Source organism: Streptomyces sp. NPDC001922 (assembly GCF_042891165.1).
Classification (GTDB): Bacteria; Actinomycetota; Actinomycetes; order Streptomycetales; family Streptomycetaceae; genus Streptomyces.
This window is the reverse complement of record NZ_JBIASV010000006.1, coordinates 322,655-340,165: the sequence shown is the minus strand read 5'-3', so window position 1 is coordinate 340,165 and position 17,511 is coordinate 322,655. Positions and strand designations below refer to the sequence as shown.

The 17,511-nt window shown below is 72.8% G+C and carries 13 protein-coding genes; 7 read left to right on the top strand and 6 right to left on the bottom strand.

All coding sequences use genetic code 11. The annotated features are described in order from the left end of the window. The first annotated feature begins 136 nt into the window (after window positions 1–136). The 3 genes from ACFYYR_RS13325 (at window position 137) to ACFYYR_RS13315 (ending at window position 2,853) form a co-directional block, all read left to right on the top strand. Entirely contained in the window at window positions 137–646 is a 510-nt protein-coding gene (locus ACFYYR_RS13325) for a MarR family winged helix-turn-helix transcriptional regulator (protein ID WP_388851078.1), read from the top strand. 100 nt (window positions 647–746) lie between these two features. Further along, on the top strand, window positions 747–1,079 hold the full coding sequence (locus ACFYYR_RS13320) for a DUF3817 domain-containing protein (RefSeq protein ID WP_388851075.1): 333 nt from the start codon (window positions 747–749) through the stop codon (window positions 1,077–1,079). A 73-nt stretch (window positions 1,080–1,152) separates the two neighbouring features. Continuing rightward, window positions 1,153–2,853 carry a methylmalonyl-CoA mutase gene (locus ACFYYR_RS13315; protein WP_388851072.1) on the top strand — a complete coding sequence of 567 codons (1,701 nt, stop codon included), beginning with the start codon at window positions 1,153–1,155 and terminating at the stop codon, window positions 2,851–2,853. A gap of 36 nt (window positions 2,854–2,889) precedes the next feature. On the opposite strand, the gene ACFYYR_RS13310 is transcribed toward ACFYYR_RS13315, so the two are convergent. The 5 genes from ACFYYR_RS13310 to ACFYYR_RS13290 all read right to left on the bottom strand — a co-directional run bounded on the left by ACFYYR_RS13310 (window position 2,890) and on the right by ACFYYR_RS13290 (window position 11,317). After that, window positions 2,890–7,122, bottom strand: coding sequence for a caspase family protein (locus ACFYYR_RS13310; protein WP_388851069.1), 4,233 nt, complete (start codon window positions 7,120–7,122; stop codon window positions 2,890–2,892). Then, a complete protein-coding gene (locus ACFYYR_RS13305; protein ID WP_388851066.1) occupies window positions 7,119–8,156 on the bottom strand; it encodes an antibiotic ABC transporter ATP-binding protein in 1,038 nt (345 codons plus the stop codon). The genes ACFYYR_RS13310 and ACFYYR_RS13305 overlap by 4 nt, the downstream gene beginning before the upstream one ends. A gap of 33 nt (window positions 8,157–8,189) precedes the next feature. Continuing rightward, window positions 8,190–9,650: a sensor histidine kinase gene (locus tag ACFYYR_RS13300; RefSeq protein ID WP_388851063.1), complete on the bottom strand. Its 1,461-nt coding sequence runs from the start codon at window positions 9,648–9,650 to the stop codon at window positions 8,190–8,192. Further along, window positions 9,647–10,375 (bottom strand): response regulator transcription factor, encoded by a 729-nt coding sequence (locus ACFYYR_RS13295; protein WP_388851060.1) that lies wholly within the window; start codon window positions 10,373–10,375, stop codon window positions 9,647–9,649. The genes ACFYYR_RS13300 and ACFYYR_RS13295 overlap by 4 nt, the downstream gene beginning before the upstream one ends. Window positions 10,376–10,663: 288 nt before the next feature. Beyond that, window positions 10,664–11,317: a TetR/AcrR family transcriptional regulator gene (locus ACFYYR_RS13290; RefSeq protein ID WP_388851057.1), complete on the bottom strand. Its 654-nt coding sequence runs from the start codon at window positions 11,315–11,317 to the stop codon at window positions 10,664–10,666. A 302-nt stretch (window positions 11,318–11,619) separates the two neighbouring features. Here ACFYYR_RS13290 and ACFYYR_RS13285 point away from each other — a divergent pair, with 302 nt between their 5' ends. The 4 genes from ACFYYR_RS13285 to ACFYYR_RS13270 all read left to right on the top strand — a co-directional run bounded on the left by ACFYYR_RS13285 (window position 11,620) and on the right by ACFYYR_RS13270 (window position 15,625). After that, window positions 11,620–12,591 carry a tetratricopeptide repeat protein gene (locus tag ACFYYR_RS13285; RefSeq protein ID WP_388851054.1) on the top strand — a complete coding sequence of 324 codons (972 nt, stop codon included), beginning with the start codon at window positions 11,620–11,622 and terminating at the stop codon, window positions 12,589–12,591. A 570-nt stretch (window positions 12,592–13,161) separates the two neighbouring features. Next, window positions 13,162–13,779: a DUF6230 family protein gene (locus ACFYYR_RS13280; protein ID WP_388851051.1), complete on the top strand. Its 618-nt coding sequence runs from the start codon at window positions 13,162–13,164 to the stop codon at window positions 13,777–13,779. A 90-nt stretch (window positions 13,780–13,869) separates the two neighbouring features. Beyond that, window positions 13,870–14,364: a DUF6114 domain-containing protein gene (locus ACFYYR_RS13275; RefSeq protein WP_388851049.1), complete on the top strand. Its 495-nt coding sequence runs from the start codon at window positions 13,870–13,872 to the stop codon at window positions 14,362–14,364. After that, window positions 14,357–15,625 carry a hypothetical protein gene (locus ACFYYR_RS13270; RefSeq protein WP_388851047.1) on the top strand — a complete coding sequence of 423 codons (1,269 nt, stop codon included), beginning with the start codon at window positions 14,357–14,359 and terminating at the stop codon, window positions 15,623–15,625. The genes ACFYYR_RS13275 and ACFYYR_RS13270 overlap by 8 nt, the downstream gene beginning before the upstream one ends. A gap of 401 nt (window positions 15,626–16,026) precedes the next feature. On the opposite strand, the gene pyk is transcribed toward ACFYYR_RS13270, so the two are convergent. After that, window positions 16,027–17,454, bottom strand: coding sequence for a pyruvate kinase (gene pyk / locus ACFYYR_RS13265; protein WP_388851045.1), 1,428 nt, complete (start codon window positions 17,452–17,454; stop codon window positions 16,027–16,029). Between the last annotated feature and the right edge of the window lie 57 nt (window positions 17,455–17,511).

Genomic DNA, 17,511 nt, shown 5'->3' with positions numbered 1-17,511 from the left:
AGGTCCGGCCGGCGCCCCCGCCGGCCAGCGGGTTCTCCGTGCGGCGGCCGGCGGGGGCGGGCTGCGGTGTCCGTCCCGCGGCCCGAGGGCTGAGACGGGGCTGACCGCCATATGGCCGACCGCTAAGGTCGGTGGCGTGCCGAAGCCCCTCAGCCTTCCCTTCGATCCCATCGCCCGAGCCGATGAACTCTGGAAGCAGCGATGGGGGTCCGTGCCGTCGATGGCGGCCATCACCTCGATCATGCGGGCCCACCAGATCCTGCTCGCCCAGGTCGACGCCGTGGTCAAGCCGTACGGCCTCACCTTCGCGCGGTACGAGGCGCTGGTGCTGCTGACCTTCAGCAAGGCGGGCGAGCTGCCGATGTCGAAGATCGGCGAGCGGCTGATGGTGCACCCGACGTCGGTGACGAACACCGTGGACCGCCTGGTGAGGTCCGGGCTGGTGGACAAGCGCCCCAACCCGAACGACGGGCGCGGCACCCTCGCCTCGATCACCGCGAAGGGCCGGGACGTCGTCCAGGCGGCCACCCGCGAGCTGATGGACATGGACTTCGGGCTGGGCGTGTACGACGACGAGGAGTGCTCGGAGATCTTCGCCATGCTGCGCCCGCTGCGGGTGGCCGCGGCGGACTTCGAGGAGCAGTAGGGCCTGCCGGGCCCGGGTGCCGAGGGGCCCCGCCGGGGCGCCTCGGGGGGAGCGGGAGGGCGGCCGAAGACCGCCCGGAACCTCCGGTTACGCTCGGGCCATGAAGAAGAGCGTGCTGACCCGCTACCGGGTCATGGCCTACGTCACCGCCGTGATGCTGCTCGTGCTGTGCACCTGCATGATCTTCAAGTACGGCTTCGACACGGGTGCGGACATCACGTTCGTGGTCTCCCAGGTCCACGGCGTCCTCTACATCATCTACCTGGTCTTCGCCTTCGATCTGGGCTCCAAGGCCAAGTGGGGGTTCGGCAAGCTGCTCTGGGTCCTCCTCTCCGGCACCATCCCCGGGGCCGCGTTCTTCGTCGAGCGCAAGGTCACCCAGGAGGTGGAACCGCTGGTCAGCGGCGGTACCCCGGCGGCCGCGCAGGCCTGAGGCGACCGCCCGCACCGGAGTGCGGGCGGTTTCCCATCGACAATTACTAGGACGTCCTAGTAAATTCGAGGGTATGGACGCCGACGCCATCGAAGAGGGCCGCAGCCGCTGGCAGGCCCGGTACGACGCAGCCCGCAAGCGGGACGCGGACTTCACCACGCTCTCGGGGGACCCCGTCGAGCCTGCCTACGGGCCGCCGCAGGGCTCGGACGTGCCCGGCTTCGAGCGGATCGGCTGGCCCGGCGAGTACCCCTTCACCCGGGGCCTGCACGCCACCGGCTACCGCGGCCGGACCTGGACCATCCGCCAGTTCGCCGGCTTCGGCAACGCCGAGCAGACCAACGAGCGCTACAAGATGATCCTGGCCAACGGCGGTGGCGGCCTCTCCGTCGCCTTCGACATGCCGACGCTCATGGGCCGCGACTCCGACGACCCCCGCTCGCTGGGCGAGGTGGGCCACTGCGGAGTCGCCATCGACTCCGCCGCCGACATGGAGGTCCTCTTCAAGGACATCCCGCTGGGCGATGTCACCACCTCGATGACGATCAGCGGCCCGGCCGTGCCCGTCTTCTGCATGTACCTGGTGGCCGCCGAGCGGCAGGGGGTCGACCCCGGGGTCCTGAACGGCACCCTCCAGACGGACATCTTCAAGGAGTACATCGCGCAGAAGGAGTGGCTCTTCCGGCCCGAGCCCCATCTGCGCCTCATCGGCGACCTGATGGAGCACTGCGCGCGCGGCATCCCCGCGTACAAGCCGCTCTCCGTCTCCGGCTACCACATCCGCGAGGCCGGGGCCACGGCCGCGCAGGAGCTCGCGTACACCCTCGCCGACGGCTTCGGCTACGTGGAGCTGGGCCTCAGCCGCGGTCTGGACGTCAACGCGTTCGCCCCCGGGCTGTCCTTCTTCTTCGACGCGCACCTCGACTTCTTCGAGGAGATCGCCAAGTTCCGCGCCGCGCGCCGGATCTGGGCCCGCTGGATGCGCGACGTCTACGGCGCCACCTCCGAGAAGGCGCAGTGGCTGCGCTTCCACACCCAGACCGCGGGGGTGTCGCTCACCGCCCAGCAGCCGTACAACAACGTGGTCCGCACCGCCGTCGAGGCGCTGGCCGCGGTGCTCGGCGGCACCAACTCGCTGCACACCAACGCGCTGGACGAGACCCTCGCCCTGCCGTCCGAGCAGGCGGCGGAGATCGCGCTGCGCACCCAGCAGGTGCTGATGGAGGAGACCGGCGTCGCCAATGTCGCCGACCCGCTCGGCGGCTCCTGGTACATCGAGGCGCTGACCGACCGCATCGAGGCCGACGCCGAGAAGATCTTCGAGCAGATCAAGGAGCGGGGACGGCGGGCCGTGCCGAACGGCGAGCACCCGATCGGCCCGGTCACCTCCGGCATCCTGCGCGGCATCGAGGACGGCTGGTTCACCGGCGAGATCGCCGAGTCCGCCTTCCGGTACCAGCAAGCCCTGGAGAAGGGCGAGAAGAAGGTCGTCGGCGTCAACTGCCACACCCCCTCGGTCACCGGTGACCTGGAGATCCTGCGGGTCAGCCACGAGGTCGAGCGGGAGCAGGTCCGGGTGCTGGCCGGACGGAAGGCCGCCCGGGAGGACGACCGGGTCCGCGCCGCGCTGGACGCGATGCTGCGGGCGGCCCGCGACGGCGGCAACATGATCGAACCGATGCTGGAGGCCGTCCGGGCCGAGGCGACCCTCGGGGAGATCTGCGGCGTCCTGCGCGACGAGTGGGGCGTCTACACCGAGCCGCCGGGCTTCTGAGCCGCGGCAAGGCGTGACGGGCCGTTCCCCCCGGGGTCACCCCAGGGGGAACGGCCCTCGCCGTGCGGGGTGCGCCGCGGCCCGTTCGAGGACGAGGACCTCGTAGCCGGTGCCGACGATCAGCTCGCCGCCGGCGCCGACGGCCACCGCGTTCGTCCGGTGGGGCAGCGCGTAGTGCTGGACGAGGCGGCCGCCGAGCAGGTCCCATACCTGGAGATCGTGGTAGCCGACGGCGGCGACGACGGGGGTGCCGTCCCGCACCGTGCAGGCGAGGGCGTTGACCCAGGGCATGCCGCCGTCGAGCCGGAAACGCTCCGTCCGGGTCCGCAGGTCCCAGACGCTCGCGCCGTGGTGCGCGGATCCGGTGATCACCAGGGGCGTGTCACCGACCACCGTGCACACCATCGCGTTGATCTGGTCCGTGCATCCCACCAGCTCGCCCTGGGTCTCGCCGGTGAGCAGGTCCCAGAGCTGGACGGTCCGGTCGCCCGACGGCAGCCCGCCGTGCACGACGGCGGTGGGTCTGCCGTCCAGCACGGTGCAGGCCAGGAGGCCGGCGCTGCCCGCCGCCACCGTGATGTTCGGGATCATCCGACGGGTCGACAGATTCCAGGCGCGCAGCGGCTGGGACTCCCGGCCGTGGGAGCGCTCGGCGATCACGGCGACCGGCTCGCCCCGCAGGACCGTGCAGGCGACGGCCGGCTTCCACGGGGACCCGGTGGCCACCGTCCACGCCGTGCCGTCGGTCAGTCCACGGACGCGCACGGTGCCGTCGTGGCCGCTCGTCACGGCCACCGGCGCGCCGTCCACCTGCACGCAGGCCACGGAGTCCACCCAGCCGCCGTGGTCCTCCCACCGGGCCAGCTGTCTGCCGCTCGCGAGGTCCCACATCCGGACGGAGTGGTCGTGGCCCGCGGACACCGCGACCGGGACCCCGCCGACGACACAGTCGGCCACGCTCTCCACCGAGCTGTTGTGCCCGCCCGGGTCGACCGCCTGCGGGCTCAGCACCAGGTCCCACAGCCGGACGGAACCGTCGCTGCTGGCGGTGACCACCACCGGGGAGCCGTCGAGCGTGGTGCACACCACGTGGTGCACCCAGTCGCCGTGGCCGTTGAGCCGGCCGAGCAGCGCACCGGTCCGCAGGTCGACGACCAGCACCCCGCCGTCGCCGAGACCCAGCACGGCGACCGCGGTGCCCTCGACCTCGGCGCAGGCGATGGCCGTGACCCAGCAGGCCGGCAGTGGGAGTTCCGCCCGCGCGGTGCCGGACTCCGGGTCCCACAGCATCAGAGGCCCGTTCCGGACACCGAGGAGCACGGTCGGCAGGCCGTCGAGCCGGGTGCAGGCGACGGCGTAGGCCTCGGGGTCCGGTGCCAGGGCGCGGGTGCGGCCGGTGCGCAGATCCCACAGCTGCTCGCGGGTGTCGGTGCCGGGAGCGACGGAGAGGACCGTGTCGTCCAGCGCCAGGCACGCGATGCCGACGTCCTTGCTCGACCACCGCGATTTCACCTCCGCGGTGCGACGGAGGGTGCCGGTGCGCAGCTCCCAGAGCCACCAGGTGCCCAGGAATCCGTGTCCCACGACCACGGGGTCGCCGTCCACCGCCGTGCACGCGAGCCCCACCACGTGGTCGCCGGAGACCGGGAACCGGCGCACCTCCGCCGCGGTCCCCAGGTCCCAGACCCGGACGGTGCCGTCCTCGCTGCCGGTCACCGCGACCGGGTCGCCGTCCAGCACCGTGCAGGCGATCGCGGTCACCGAAGCCGTGTGCCCACGCAGAACGGCGACCCGGCTCCCGGTGCCGAGATCCCGCACCTCGGCGAGGTCCGGCCGGGCGTTCGTCACGGCGACGGGCGTGCCGTCGACCACGGCACAGGCCAGCGCCGGCGGGTAGTCCGGATCCGAGGCGATCTCCGCGCGGAACGCGGTGCTCGTCTGACTGCTCGTCGCCCACCGGGGCCGCCACTCCAGCCGCCGGTCCAGCTGCTCCCGGTGGACCGACGAACGGAACCGGGCCGCGTCGACGGCCAGGATCTGCGCGCGCTCGGTGAACGTGGCGTGCCGGTACAGATGGGCGCTCGTCCGGTACATGGCCCGGACCGCCGTCGCCGCCGGATCGGTGACCTCCTCCAGGGCGGAGAGCAGGGCGTGGGGCTCGGTGTGGACCAGCAGCCCGGCGTCGCCCAGCAGCCGTTCGAACTCCCGGGCGGCCGTGGCGTGCCCCGGGAGGTGGGACAGGACGTAGGGGTGGGCGCGCGGCCAGTCGCGCTCCCCGTCCGGCTCCGCGGGCACCGACGCCAGCAGCGCGTCGGTGATCCGCCGCTGGTTCTCTGTGTCCCTGCGCGGGTTGCGCAGGTACTCCGCCAGGGCCTCGTGGAAGAGGCGGAACACGGACCGCTCGTCGTCGACCGGCACCTCGACGACGTAGGCCCCGGCGTGCCGGAACAGCCAGTCGATGTCCTCGTCCGAACAGGGCACCCCGGACAGCGCGGTGGCCAGCGGGCCCCACAGCGAGTCCCAGGGCAGGCCGTCGCCCTCCGCGTAGGCGAGCGGGGTGAGCAGCCGGCGGACCCGCTCCTCGTCCTCGCCGTAGCGGGCGAGGTAGGCGTGGAAGGCCTGGCCGGCCTCCGAGGGCAGCCGCTCCTCCCAGCCCGGGACCGTGGTGTCCACCACCAGGTCGCCGTGGAGCAGCGCCCGCACCGTCATCCGGGCGACCAGGAAGGACCGGCCCGCCCGGCGGGCCACCGCGGCCGCGACGACGGACGCCGGTTCGCCCGGCCCCCGGTACGCGCACCCCGCGGCGGGGCCGGCGCCGGTCAGCACGCTCCGGACGTACTCCTCGACGTCCTCGGGGCCGGTGTACGCGTCGGTGTCGAGGTCGACGATCTCCACCGCGCTGCCGAGGTCGGGCACCGTCTCGCGGCGGCTGCCCACGATCAGCCGGACCTGCGGCAGCGCGGAGAGCGGGCGGAGCAGTTCCCGGGCGATGCGCCGGGGTTCGCTGCCGCCGACGCCGGTGCCGGCCTCGTCGAGGGCGTCGATGAGCACGGTGCAGGGGGTGGCGCGGTCCGCGAGGCCGGAGAGCAACTGCTGGACGGTGTCGGCCGCGACGTCCAGCGTCGCGGCCAGCCGCTCGGCGAGGGCCTCCAGCGTGCTGCCGCGGGCGTGCACGGCGGCGGTGACGCAGCCGGGCGGCGGCAGCACATGGTCCGGAGCGGGGGGACGCCGGGCGGGGTCGGCGTCCGCCAGGGCCAGCAGTCGGCCCAGGACCGCCGACTTGCCGGATCCGGGGCCGCCGGTGACCACCCGGGCCCGGCCGTCGTGCTGCGGCCGGTGCAGCCATCCGGCGAGCACCGCCAGCGCCTGGAGCCGTCCGGTGAAGTGGTCCCCTTTCTCGCTGGCGTACTCCACGCCCCGGCTCCGCGGGTCGAAGTGGGCGGCCCACTCCCGGGCCGCCCGGATGTCCAGCAGGTCCGGCGGAAGGCCCGGCCGGTGGGCCGGGTTGGGGAAGAAGGGCGGCGGCACGCGCACATCGGTGGCGCTGCACCGGGCGCTCTGGTGCGGGTGGTGCGCGCGCAGGTGGGTGTCGACCCGGCCGGTGATCTCCACCGGGTCGAGGTGCGGCTGCCGCATCCCGGCCCGGCTGATGGCCAGCGCGTGTTCCAGCGCCGGGACGAACGCGTGGTCCACGGCCTGTTCCCGGGCCCGGGCGGCGGCCATCAGCCAGGGGCCGTCGCCGTCGTGGGGGCGGGCGGCGACCAGATCGTGGGCGACGGCGGCCATCTCCGCGGTCCCCGCGCCCGCGTAGCAGGTGTCGAGGAGCATCAGGACGTGGCCGACCGGGGACGAGGCGAGCAGCCCGGCGAGGTCGCCGGACCGGACCGCGGTGCTCTGCGGCAGCGCGATCCGGCTGCCGCCGCACATCAGATAGTGCTGCCGCCGCTGCGGGTGCTTGATGCCGTGGCCGGCGTAGTACAGGACCAGCACGTCCCGTTCGGAGCGGTCGGGGTGCTGGAGCCACTCCTCCAGCTCGGCCAGGAGCCGCTGGGCGTCCGGGTTGCGGCCCAGGTGGGGCAGGATCCGCTGGTAGCCGAGTGGTGCGAAGAGGGCGGTGACGCGGTCCACGTCCTCGTCGACCCCGGGGAGCTCGTCGAGTTCCGGCTCGGCAGGGTAGTGGCGGGTCCCGGCGGCGAAGAGGAACCGCTGTAACTCTCCCGGGTCCTGTCCCTGGTCCCCGCCGGGGCCGTGGGGCGGCGCGGCGGTCACGGCGCGGGCTCCCCGGGGGCGGCCGGCTCCCGGACGCCCGGACGCGTGCCGCCGGACGCCGCCCCGGTACCGCCCGGCTCGGCCGCGCCGGCACCGTCCGGTTCCGCCGCCCCTGCACCGTCCGGTCCCGCCGCTTCGGACAGTCCCTCGGCGATCGCGGCACCGGTCTCCACGGCCGTGAGATACGCCGTCATGCTGTGCATGGTGGTGCCGTTGTGCACCCGGTGGTCGCGGACGCGGGGACCGAACCGCGGGGCCAGGTCGCGGACCAGGGCCACGATGTCACCGGCGTCGGCGACGTTGTGCCAGTGCCGCAGGCCCGGGGGCCAGACGCCGGTGCCCTCGCGCGGAGGCGGCTGCAGCCGGTCGAACGTCAGGTTCCGGATGCCCAGCGGCGAGCCGAGCGTGACCAGCGAGACGACCTGGCCGGTCCGCCGGGCGCACAGTGTCTCGTAGGCGACGACCGAGCCCAGCGAGTGGCCCACCACCACCCGGGTGTCGGGGCCGATCAGCGCGTCGGTGCGGGCCCGGACCGCGGCCCGCAGATCGCCGTCCGTGAGGTAGCGGCGGAACTGCTTGAGGTCCGCGATCAGCAGCGAGTCCGACACGGCCCGGAAGAACCGGGAGCGGGTGAGCGCGTCCAGGGCGCGCTGCACGGTGGCGGTCGTCAGCGGCCGGGAGGCGGCGTAGCCGAGCATCCCGCGGGTGGCGGCGTCCGGGCCGAGCACGGCGGGGTCGGTCGCCGCGGCCGCCTCCCACCAGGCCAGCAGCAGCTCCGTCTCGAACCCCGGCTCGACGTCGGTGGCGTCGAAGTCCGGCACGCCGCCGCGCGCCCCGGACCGGCGGAAGAGGTGCCCGTAGCCCACGCACGCCACATCGCCCGCCGTCAGGGTCGGGACCCGGGCGGCGAGTGCCGGGTCACGCTCCAGGGCCAGGTTCAGCCCGCCCCGCAGCGCCGCTTCCAGAGCCGGCTGCAGTGTCTCGGCGGTGTCCAACTGCCGCCCGACTCCGTGCACTACGACGACGCGCGCCACCGGCGCCCCCTCCCGCTGCGGTGTGTCCCCGTCTCACCCTAGGGGCCCGAGAGGCGGTCGGTCCGGCGGTTGCGCCGCCGGGTGCTCAGCGGCCCCCGCCGCTTCCGTGAAGCGGACCCGGAACAGCGCGCCGCCGCCCGGGGCCCGTTCCGCCGTGGCCTCCGCGCCGTGGGCGAGGGCGATCCGGCGGACCATCGCCAGCCCCAGGCCCGAGCCGGGCAGGGCGCGGGCGGCGTCCGCCCGGTAGAAGCGGTCGAAGACGTGGGGGAGGTCCTCGGCGGCGATGCCCGGGCCGTGGTCCCGGACGGTGAGTTCGCAGCCGCCGCCGTGCGCGGTGAGCTCCACCTCCACCGGGCCGCCCGGCGGGCTGAACTTGGCGGCGTTGTCCAGCAGATTGCCCAGCAGCCGGCTGAGCCGGGCGGGCACCCCGGCCACCGTCAGCGGCCGCGCCCCCGGCTCGATGGCCACGGTGAACCCCACCGCGGGCCAGTGCTCCCGCGCCGTCCCCACCCCGTGCTCCAGCAGCGCCGACAGCCGGACGTCCTCCAGCAGCGGCTGCGGCTCCTCCTCCCGGGCCAGCTCGATCAGATCGCCCACCAGCCCGGTCACCTCCCGCATCTGCCGCTCCAGCGCACCCGAGGCACGCTCCCGCTGCGCCGGGGTCAGCCGGTCGCCGCGGGCCAGCAGTTCGGCGTTGGTGCGCAGCGCCGTCAGCGGGGTCCGCAGCTCGTGCGAGGCGTCCGCGACCAGCTGCCGCTGCGCCGCCACCGACTGCTCCAGCTCCCCGAGCATGGTGTTGAAGCTCGCCGCCAGCCGGGTCACCTCGTCCTGCCGGCCGGGCGGGCCCGGCGGCAGCTCGATCCGGTGCCGGGCGTCGCGGGTCGCCGCGATCCGCTCGGCCGTCGCGGTCAGCCGGGCGACCGGCGCCAGACCGGTCCGGGACACCCAGTAGCCCAGCGCCCCGGCGAGCAGCACCCCCGCGCCCCCGACGGCGCCCAGCATCCAGGCGGCCCGCCGCACGCCCTGCTGCACCGTGTCGGAGCGCAGCGCCACCTGGAGCGCCCGGTCCTCGCCGAAGGTGGTGGTGAGCATCCGGGCCGGGTGCCCCTCCACGCGGATGTTGCTGTAGTACGGGGCGCGGTCGCCGGCCGCGACCTCCCGGACGGGCGCGGTCACGGCCAGGGGATACGGCGCGGACGGATCGCGGGCCGGGTCGGCGGGGACGATCTGCGAGCAGGCGGGCGCCGAGAGGAAGACGCACTCGCCGTGCACCACTTGGGGTCCCTCGTCGCGGTTCTGCTGCTGCACCGGCGTCGCCGACTGGGTGAGGTGGAGGTCGAGCTGGTGGTACAGCTCGTGCCGGATCACCAGGAACGCCGCCCAGCAGACCCCGACCGCGACCAGGGCCACCGCGGCCGAGGCGACCGCCGCCAGCCGGGTCCGCAGCGGCCTGCGGCGGCGCCAGCGGGCACCGAGCGAGCGGCGGCCGGTCATGCGAGGTCCAGCCGGTAGCCGACGCCGTGCACGGTGTGGACGAGCCGCGGCTCGCCGCCCGCCTCCAGCTTGCGGCGCAGATAACCGACATAGACCGCCAGGGAGTTGGTGTCCGGGCCGAAGGCGGCGCCCCAGACCCGCTCCAGGATCAGCTCCCGCGGCAGCACCTGGCCGGGGTGGGCGAGCAGCATTTCCAGCAGGGCGAATTCGGTCCGGCTGAACTCCACCCGCCGTCCGCCGCGCGTCCCGGTCCGGGTCGCCGGGTCCACGACGAGATCGGCGAAGGCGCTCTGCCCCTCCTCGGGCCCGGCCGGCGGCGCGGCCCGGCGCAGCAGGGCGCGCAGGCGCGCGGTCAGCTCGTCCAGCGCGAAGGGCTTGACGAGGTAGTCGTCGGCCCCGGCGTCCAGGCCGTCGACCCGCTCGCGCACGGCGTCGAGCGCGGTGAGGACGAGGATCGGCGTACGGTCCCCGAGTGCCCGCAGCCGGCGGCACACCGCGAGGCCGTCCAGCACCGGCATCATCACGTCCAGCACCATCGCGTCGGGCTGCCGGTCGCCGACCGCGCGCAGTGCCTCCAGCCCGTCGGCCGCCCCGCACACGGTGAACCCCTCGACGCAGAGGCCGTCCTCGACGGCGGCCCGCACCTCGGGGTCGTCGTCGACGACCAGGATCAGGGGCGCGGGCGGGGCCGCCGGTGCGGGGCCCCTGCCCCGGCCGGAGGTCATCCGCGCACCGCGGGCCGGGCGGGCGGCGTCCGGCGGCCGCGGCGGGAGAGCTCGGTGTTCATGGTCCCAGGCTGCCAAACGGCGTTCTCAGAAAGTTCTTAGGACCGGCCGGCGCGACAGGAGCCCGGCGGCCCGGCGTGGCCGGCGCCTCGGCCCGTCCCCCGTCCGTCGGCGGCCCGTCCGTTCGCCGGCCCGGTGTCGGCCCGGCCGTCGGCTCGTCGGTCCGGTGCCCACGTGCTCCGCCCGCCCGGCCGGGGCCGGTTCCGCGGTGACCGGCCGGGACCCGGCTCAGCCCGCCCGGCCGTCGCGGGCCACCGCGGCCAGGCCGCCCAGCAGCAGGGTCGTGAAGTCGTGGGACCAGCCGGCGTCCACCGGCTCCGCGCTCACCAGCGTGCGGTGCACCACGGCTCCCGCGATCACGTCGTAGATCAGGTCCATGTTGCGGGCCGCGGCGGCCTCGCCGTCCGGGCCCGAGAGGTCGGGCGGCAGTTCACCGCGCTGCTGCGCGCGGTCCCGGCCGAGGACGACCAGGTCCTTCTGCCGGTCGACGATCGCGGACCGGATGCGCTCGCGCAGCGCCGCGTCGTGCGTGGACTCGGCGACCACCGCCATCAGGGCGGTCTTGGTCTCCGGCCGTTCCAGCAGCGCGCCGAACTGCAGCACCACGCTCTCCACGTCGGCCTGGAGGCTGCCCAGATCGGGGAGTTCGAGTTCGTCGAAGAGCACGGCGACCGCGTCCACGACGAGTTCGCTCCGGTTCGCCCACCGCCGGTACAGGGTGGTCTTGGCGACCCCGGCGCGTGCCGCGACATCGCTCATGGTGAGCTTGCCCCAGCCCAGTTCGACGAGCGCGGCGCGGGTGGCGTCCAGGATCGCGGCGTCCGCCTCGGCGCTGCGGGGCCGGCCCGTTCGGCCGGGGCTGCGGGGGGTGGTGCGGCACATGCGGGCGACCATACCGGTTGGTAGGGGTTCTGCCGGGGAAGACTGCCGTGAGCGAGATCACCGCCCATCGGGGGAGGCGGTCTTGTGGGCACGGGGTCGGATGCAGTTACGCTACGACTCGTAGCGAAAGAGCGACGATCACTCCGGCGCGCGGGTGGGGACCTGCCGCCGCCCACGAATCCACGATTCGGCCGTCTCCGCTCCGTCCGTCCCCGCATTCCGGCGGGTCACCGGGCGAACGCGGTGCGTGTATCGGCCACCGCACTTTTCCGATCTTTGCGCGGAAGGGGGAGGATGTACTCATGCAGCCACGGAACATGTCCATGAGCGGAGTCGTCGACCTCGCCGCGGTGAAGGCCGCCGGGGAAGCCAAGCAGAAGGCCGAGCAGGCCCGGGCCGAGTCGGCCCGCAACGGCGGCACCGGTGCCGCCGCCGCCCGTCCGGTCTTCGATGTCGACGAGGCGGGCTTCGAGCAGGATGTCCTGCAGCGCTCCACCGAGGTCCCGGTCGTCATCGACTTCTGGGCCGAGTGGTGCGAGCCGTGCAAGCAGCTATCCCCGGTGCTGGAGAAGCTGGCCGCGGAGTACGCGGGCCGATTCGTTCTGGCCAAGATCGACGTCGACACCAACCAGGCGCTGTTCCAGCAGTTCGGCGTGCAGGGCATTCCGGCGGTCTTCGCGGTGGTCGCCGGGCAGGCGCTGCCGCTCTTCCAGGGCGCGGCCCCGGAGTCGCAGATCCGCCAGGTGCTCGACCAGTTGATCCAGGCGGCCGAGCAGCGCTTCGGCATCGTCGGCGCCCCGATCGAGCCCGGCGCGGAGGGCGAGGCCGAGACCGAGGTGCCCGAGCGCCCCGCCGGTCCGCACGACAGCGCGCTCGCCGCGGCCCACGAGGCGCTGGACGCCGGTGATCTGGGCGGCGCGGTCCAGGCGTACCGGAATGTCCTCTCGGACGATCCGGCCAACACCGAGGCGAAGCTCGGACTCGCCCAGGCGGAACTGCTGCAGCGGGTGCAGGGTCTGGACCCGCAGGCGGTGCGCAAGGCGGCGGCCGACCGCCCGGACGACGTCGACGCCCAGGTGGCCGCGGCCGACCTGGATCTGGTGGGCGGTCATGTCGAGGACGCCTTCGGCCGGCTGGTGGAGACGGTGAAGCGCTCGGCCGGTGACGAACGCGAGAAGGCGCGGCTGCGGTTGCTGGAGCTCTTCGAGGTGATCGGCGGAGACGATCCGCGCGTGACCACTGCCCGTGGAGCGCTGGCTCGCGTACTCTTCTGATCGGTCGTCACCAGTGGTGACGTCGTGATCACAGCGGTCGCGTTTTACCAAAACTTGGTAATCGCGGCCGCTGTTACTTGTAGTAAGGGAACCGCGGGCGCTTGTCCGTGTATGTAGCTATTCCTCCTCCGGTATCGGGCGCATTCCCCGCGACGCTATGTGCCTGGCCGAGACCCATCGGCCATGCTTCGGTTATCTCGCCGTTACTCACTAGTAACGAGCCCCTTGTGTCGCGGCTTGTAATGCACCACGATCGGCCACGCTCGGTCCATTCCCGTCACCCGGCAACCAGTCGGTGTCATGGGGTTCCTGGGTCCCCACCGAGCGGCCGGCGGCAGATGGCGCCGGCCTTGGACAGGGGGGTCTCTGCCACCGGCAGGGCCTGTCCAGCAGGTTGCGCGGGAGCGTGGCCAGTGGTTGTCGCTCGGGGGTGATCGCCGGTGTTTTCGGACGCAGTTCGCGCCCGGAGGGCGGCGCTCTCCTTCCCGAGGACGTAGCACTTCTCCCATCCCAGACGGGGCCGTCCCATTGGCCCCGGCCGGAGATGTACGTCCGAGAAGGAGGAAACTCATGGAGTCCCAGGCTCGTGGCGGGACCAGATGGAAGCGGTTCGCCGTTGTCATGGTCCCGAGCGTCGCTGCCACCGCAGCGATCGGCGTGGCCCTGTCGCAGGGTGCGCTCGCGGCGTCGTTCCAGGTGTCCGGCCAGCAGTTCAAGGTGTCTGCTGAGCGGCTCGAAGGCAAAGGCTTCATCCAGTACGGGGCCTACGACGAGCAGGTCGGCGGGAAGAACCAGCCCGTCGCGGTCTCCGCGTTCAAGCACGCAGAGATCAACAAGATGTGCCAGTCCGTGGTCACCCCGGACATCCCGCTCGTCGGTACGGTCACGCTGCAGCTGAACGCCGGTGGCAAGGATCCGGTCACGGCCGAGAACCTGTTCATCGACGTTGCCCAGCTGGACGCGAACGCGACCTTCCGGAACATCAACATCGGTGTCGCGGCGGGGGCCAGCAACAAGGGCCCCGGCATCAACAAGGATGACCACGCCAGCCGCGGTGGCTTCGCTCAGGAGGCCGACTCGGCGACCCTGACCGACGTCAAGCAGACCGCGTGGGCCACCAGCGCCGGAACCTTCAAGCTGAGCGGGCTCAGCATGAAGATCCACAAGGGTGTCAAGGAGTGCTACTAAGCACTCGCCGGGCGGGCGGGGGCGGCTTCGTCCCCCGCCCGCCCCCCACCACTCATTTCGTACAACGCCGGTCCCAGGGAGCTGTTTTCCATGAGCGCCGAGTCACCAGGGCAGCGTGACCGAATCAAATACTGGCGGCTTCGCTTTCATGGTTGGCGCGGCAGCCGGCCGTTCTGGGCGGGCCTGCTGACGATGCTGGGCGGAGTGCCGATCGCCTATCTCCCGTACGCACACCTCAAGGTGGGCCAGCTGACCGTGCGGATGGCCACCACCGCCGGGGCGGGCTCGCTGATCATCGGCGTCCTGCTGATCACCCTCGGACTCACCATGTGGTACCACCACATCGTCCGGGTGTTCGCGGGCGTCGCCACCATCCTGTTGGCCCTGGTCTCGATTCCGGTGTCCAACCTCGGCGGCTTCATGATCGGCTTCCTGCTGTCGCTGGTGGGCGGTGGGCTGTCCCTCGCCTGGGCGCCGGGCGCCCCCGCCGAGAAGGCGGACACGTCCGGCACCGCGTCCGACGATCCGTTCACGGCCCCGAGCGGGAACACCGTCGAGGTCGCCGGCGGGAGGCACCGTGGGTAGCGACGAGGTCCCCTTCGGCGCCGCCGGAGGCGATGCGGCACGTGTGAGAACGGGGCCGCGCCACGCGGCCCCCAGGAAGTCGCTGCTCACCAAGCTGCAGATTCCTGCGAGCAAGGCACTGGCCCTGGCCGCGATGCCCACGGCGGTGTTCGTCGGCATGGGGCTCACGCCGAAGCTCGCTCAGGCCGACGAGATGCCCAACAGCCCCTTCGCGTCCGGTCCCTGTGTGACCCGTTCCGACGAGGCACAGGACGAGAAGAAGGACGAGAAGGAGCCGTCGGACAAGGAGTCGGCGACGCCCGGTGCCGGGCCGTCGGCCGGGCCGAGCACGAAGCCGTCGACCGAACCGTCCCCGGAACCGTCCTCCGGTGGTGACTCCGCGGAGAAGCCGTCCACCGGTACGGACGAGCCGGCCGGCGAGGAGCAGGAGCCCTCGGCCGAGCCGACGCCGGAGGAGACCAAGAACCCGCTGGACCCGCTGGGTGTCGGCGACAAGATCAAGGACCTCTTCGACGGGGACGACGACGAGGAGGAGCCCTCGCCGACCGCGAGCAGCTCCGCGTCGGACGAGCCGGATGCCACCAGCACGGCCGCCCCGAAGCCCGAGGAGTCGGAGAAGCCGGCCGCGGGCGCCGTCGAGGACACGACGGACAAGACCGAGAGCGCCATCCGCGACGCCGCCGGCAAGGCCGGGGCCAAGGTCGAGGACGTCTCCGAGAAGGCCAAGGAGTCCGCCGAGGGCGAGGAGTCCGGCGCGGAGGACGGCAAGAAGCCGTTCCCCTGCCCGACCCATGACGCCGAGGCGCTGGCCAACGCCGATCTGGACGAGGGTGCCCCCCTCCTGCCGGACGAGCCGTGGCAGCTGGAGAGCTCCAAGCTCACCCTGCGGGGCCTGGACTACAAGGGCATCGTCGAGGTCAAGACCTACAGCGGCAAGGTCAAGAAGGTCCTGAAGTTCACCGCTGAGGAAACGGACATCGACGACCTGCACCAGCTCGTCGAAGGGCCGCTGGGCACCACGAGCCACGTCCAGGCGCGCAAGGGCTCCAAGTCGACCATCCGCGACGGCACGGTCACCATGTACACCGAGGAGCTGAAGGGCAAGCTGTTCGGGCTGATCCCCGTCACCTTCAGCCCCGACACCCCGCCCCCGCTGAACGTACCCCTCGCCGTCTTCACCGATGTGCATGTGCGGCAGGCGGGCCAGTTCGGCGGCACGCTCACCGTGCCCGGTATGCACCTGTTCAACTCGGCGGGCTGAGACCTCCGGGACGGGCCGGCACCTCCGGGACGGGCTGAAGTCCCCGGGGCGGGCGGAGACCTCCGGGAGCCGCAACAGCAGTGGGGCACCCCTTCGGTGAAGGGGTGCCCCACTGCGCTGTCCGGCCGCCGTGCCCGCACTCGGCCCGGGGCGCTCGCGTCCGTGCCGGGCGCCGTGCGCTGTACCCGGCGAACCGCTCCGTGCGCTGTACGCCGGCGAACCGCGCCGTGCGCGGCCGGTGTTCGCGCCCTGAGCCGCAACTCGGCTCCACCGCCGCGCCCCCGTAGCTGCCCGGACGGATTCCGTATCGGTGCCCCAGGGCTGCGATTCCGCGCGGACGCCCGCGAACACGCCGGTGGGCGGCACCCCCCGGATGCCGCCCACCGCCGGTCCGTGCCGGGTCAGGCCTTCTCGCCGCCCAGGTGGTGCACCCGCACCATGTTGGTGGTGCCGGGGACGCCGGGCGGGGAGCCCGCCGTGATGATCATGGTGTCGCCCTCGGTGTAGCGGCCCAGCTTCAGCAGCTCGGCGTCGACCAGGTCGACCATGGAGTCGGTGTTCTCCACATACGGCACCACGAACGACTCCACGCCCCAGCTCAGGGTGAGCTGGTTGCGGGTCGAGGCGTCGGTGGTGAAGGCGAGGATCGGCTGCTGCGCGCGGTAGCGGCTCAGCCGGCGCGCGGTGTCACCGGACTGGGTGAAGGCGACCAGCGACTTGGCGCCCAGGAAGTCGGCGATCTCGCAGGCCGCACGGGCCACCGAACCGCCCTGGGTCCGCGGCTTCTTGCCCGGCACCAGCGGCTGGAGACCGCGGGAGAGCAGCTCCTCCTCGGCCGCCGCCACGATCCGGGACATCGTCTTGACCGTCTCGATCGGGTACTTGCCGACCGACGACTCCGCCGACAGCATCACCGCGTCCGCGCCGTCCAGGATCGCGTTCGCCACGTCGGAGGCCTCGGCGCGGGTCGGGCGCGAGGAGTTGATCATCGACTCCATCATCTGGGTCGCGACGATCACCGGCTTGGCGTTCCGGCGTCCCAGCTCGATGAGCCGCTTCTGCACCATGGGCACCCGCTCCAGCGGGTACTCGACGGCGAGGTCACCGCGGGCGACCATGACGCCGTCGAAGGCCATCACGATCTCCTGCATGTTGTCCACCGCCTGCGGCTTCTCCACCTTGGCGATGACCGGGACGCGGCGGCCGACCTCGTCCATGATCCGGTGCACGTCGCGCACGTCGGAGGCGTCGCGGACGAAGGACAGCGCCACCATGTCGCAGCCGAGGGCCAGGGCGAAGCGCAGGTCCTCGACGTCCTTCTCGGACAGCGCGGGGACGTTCACCGCCACGCCGGGCAGGTTGATGCCCTTGTGGTCGGAGACCACGCCGCCCTCGATGACGATGGTGCGCACCTGCGGGCCGTCGACCTCGACGACCTGGAGCGCGACCGCGCCGTCGTTGATGAGGATCGTCTCGCCCTTCGAGACGTCCCCGGGCAGCCCCTTGTAGGTGGTGCCGCAGATGCTCTTGTCGCCCGGCACGTCCTCGGTGGTGATGACGAACTCGTCACCGCGGACCAGCTCGACCGGGCCCTCGGCGAAGGTCTCCAGCCGGATCTTCGGGCCCTGGAGGTCGACGAGCACGCCCACCGCGCGGCCGGTCTCCTCGGAGGCCTTGCGGACGCGGTGGTACCGCTCCTCGTGCTCCGGGTGGCTTCCGTGGCTCATGTTGAAACGGGCCACGTTCATACCGGCCTCGATCAGCGCCTTCAACTGATCGAAGGAGTCGACGGCGGGGCCCAGAGTGCAGACGATTTTGGAACGGCGCATGGGGCGATCCTATCGGTTTGTTTCGGAGCGGAATATAGGTGCTGTGCGAAGATCCGA

Excerpts from the sequence above, each read along its gene's own strand:
- ACFYYR_RS13320 (WP_388851075.1), top strand. The coding sequence starts at position 747 with ATGAAGAAGAGCGTGCTGACCCGCTACCGGGTCATGGCCTACGTCACC.
- ACFYYR_RS13315 (WP_388851072.1), top strand. The coding sequence starts at position 1,153 with ATGGACGCCGACGCCATCGAAGAGGGCCGCAGCCGCTGGCAGGCCCGG.
- ACFYYR_RS13300 (WP_388851063.1), bottom strand. The coding sequence starts at position 9,650 with ATGACCGGCCGCCGCTCGCTCGGTGCCCGCTGGCGCCGCCGCAGGCCG.
- ACFYYR_RS13295 (WP_388851060.1), bottom strand. The coding sequence starts at position 10,375 with ATGACCTCCGGCCGGGGCAGGGGCCCCGCACCGGCGGCCCCGCCCGCG.
- ACFYYR_RS13290 (WP_388851057.1), bottom strand. The coding sequence starts at position 11,317 with ATGTGCCGCACCACCCCCCGCAGCCCCGGCCGAACGGGCCGGCCCCGC.
- ACFYYR_RS13285 (WP_388851054.1), top strand. The coding sequence starts at position 11,620 with ATGCAGCCACGGAACATGTCCATGAGCGGAGTCGTCGACCTCGCCGCG.
- ACFYYR_RS13280 (WP_388851051.1), top strand. The coding sequence starts at position 13,162 with ATGGAGTCCCAGGCTCGTGGCGGGACCAGATGGAAGCGGTTCGCCGTT.
- ACFYYR_RS13275 (WP_388851049.1), top strand. The coding sequence starts at position 13,870 with ATGAGCGCCGAGTCACCAGGGCAGCGTGACCGAATCAAATACTGGCGG.
- pyk (WP_388851045.1), bottom strand. The coding sequence starts at position 17,454 with ATGCGCCGTTCCAAAATCGTCTGCACTCTGGGCCCCGCCGTCGACTCC.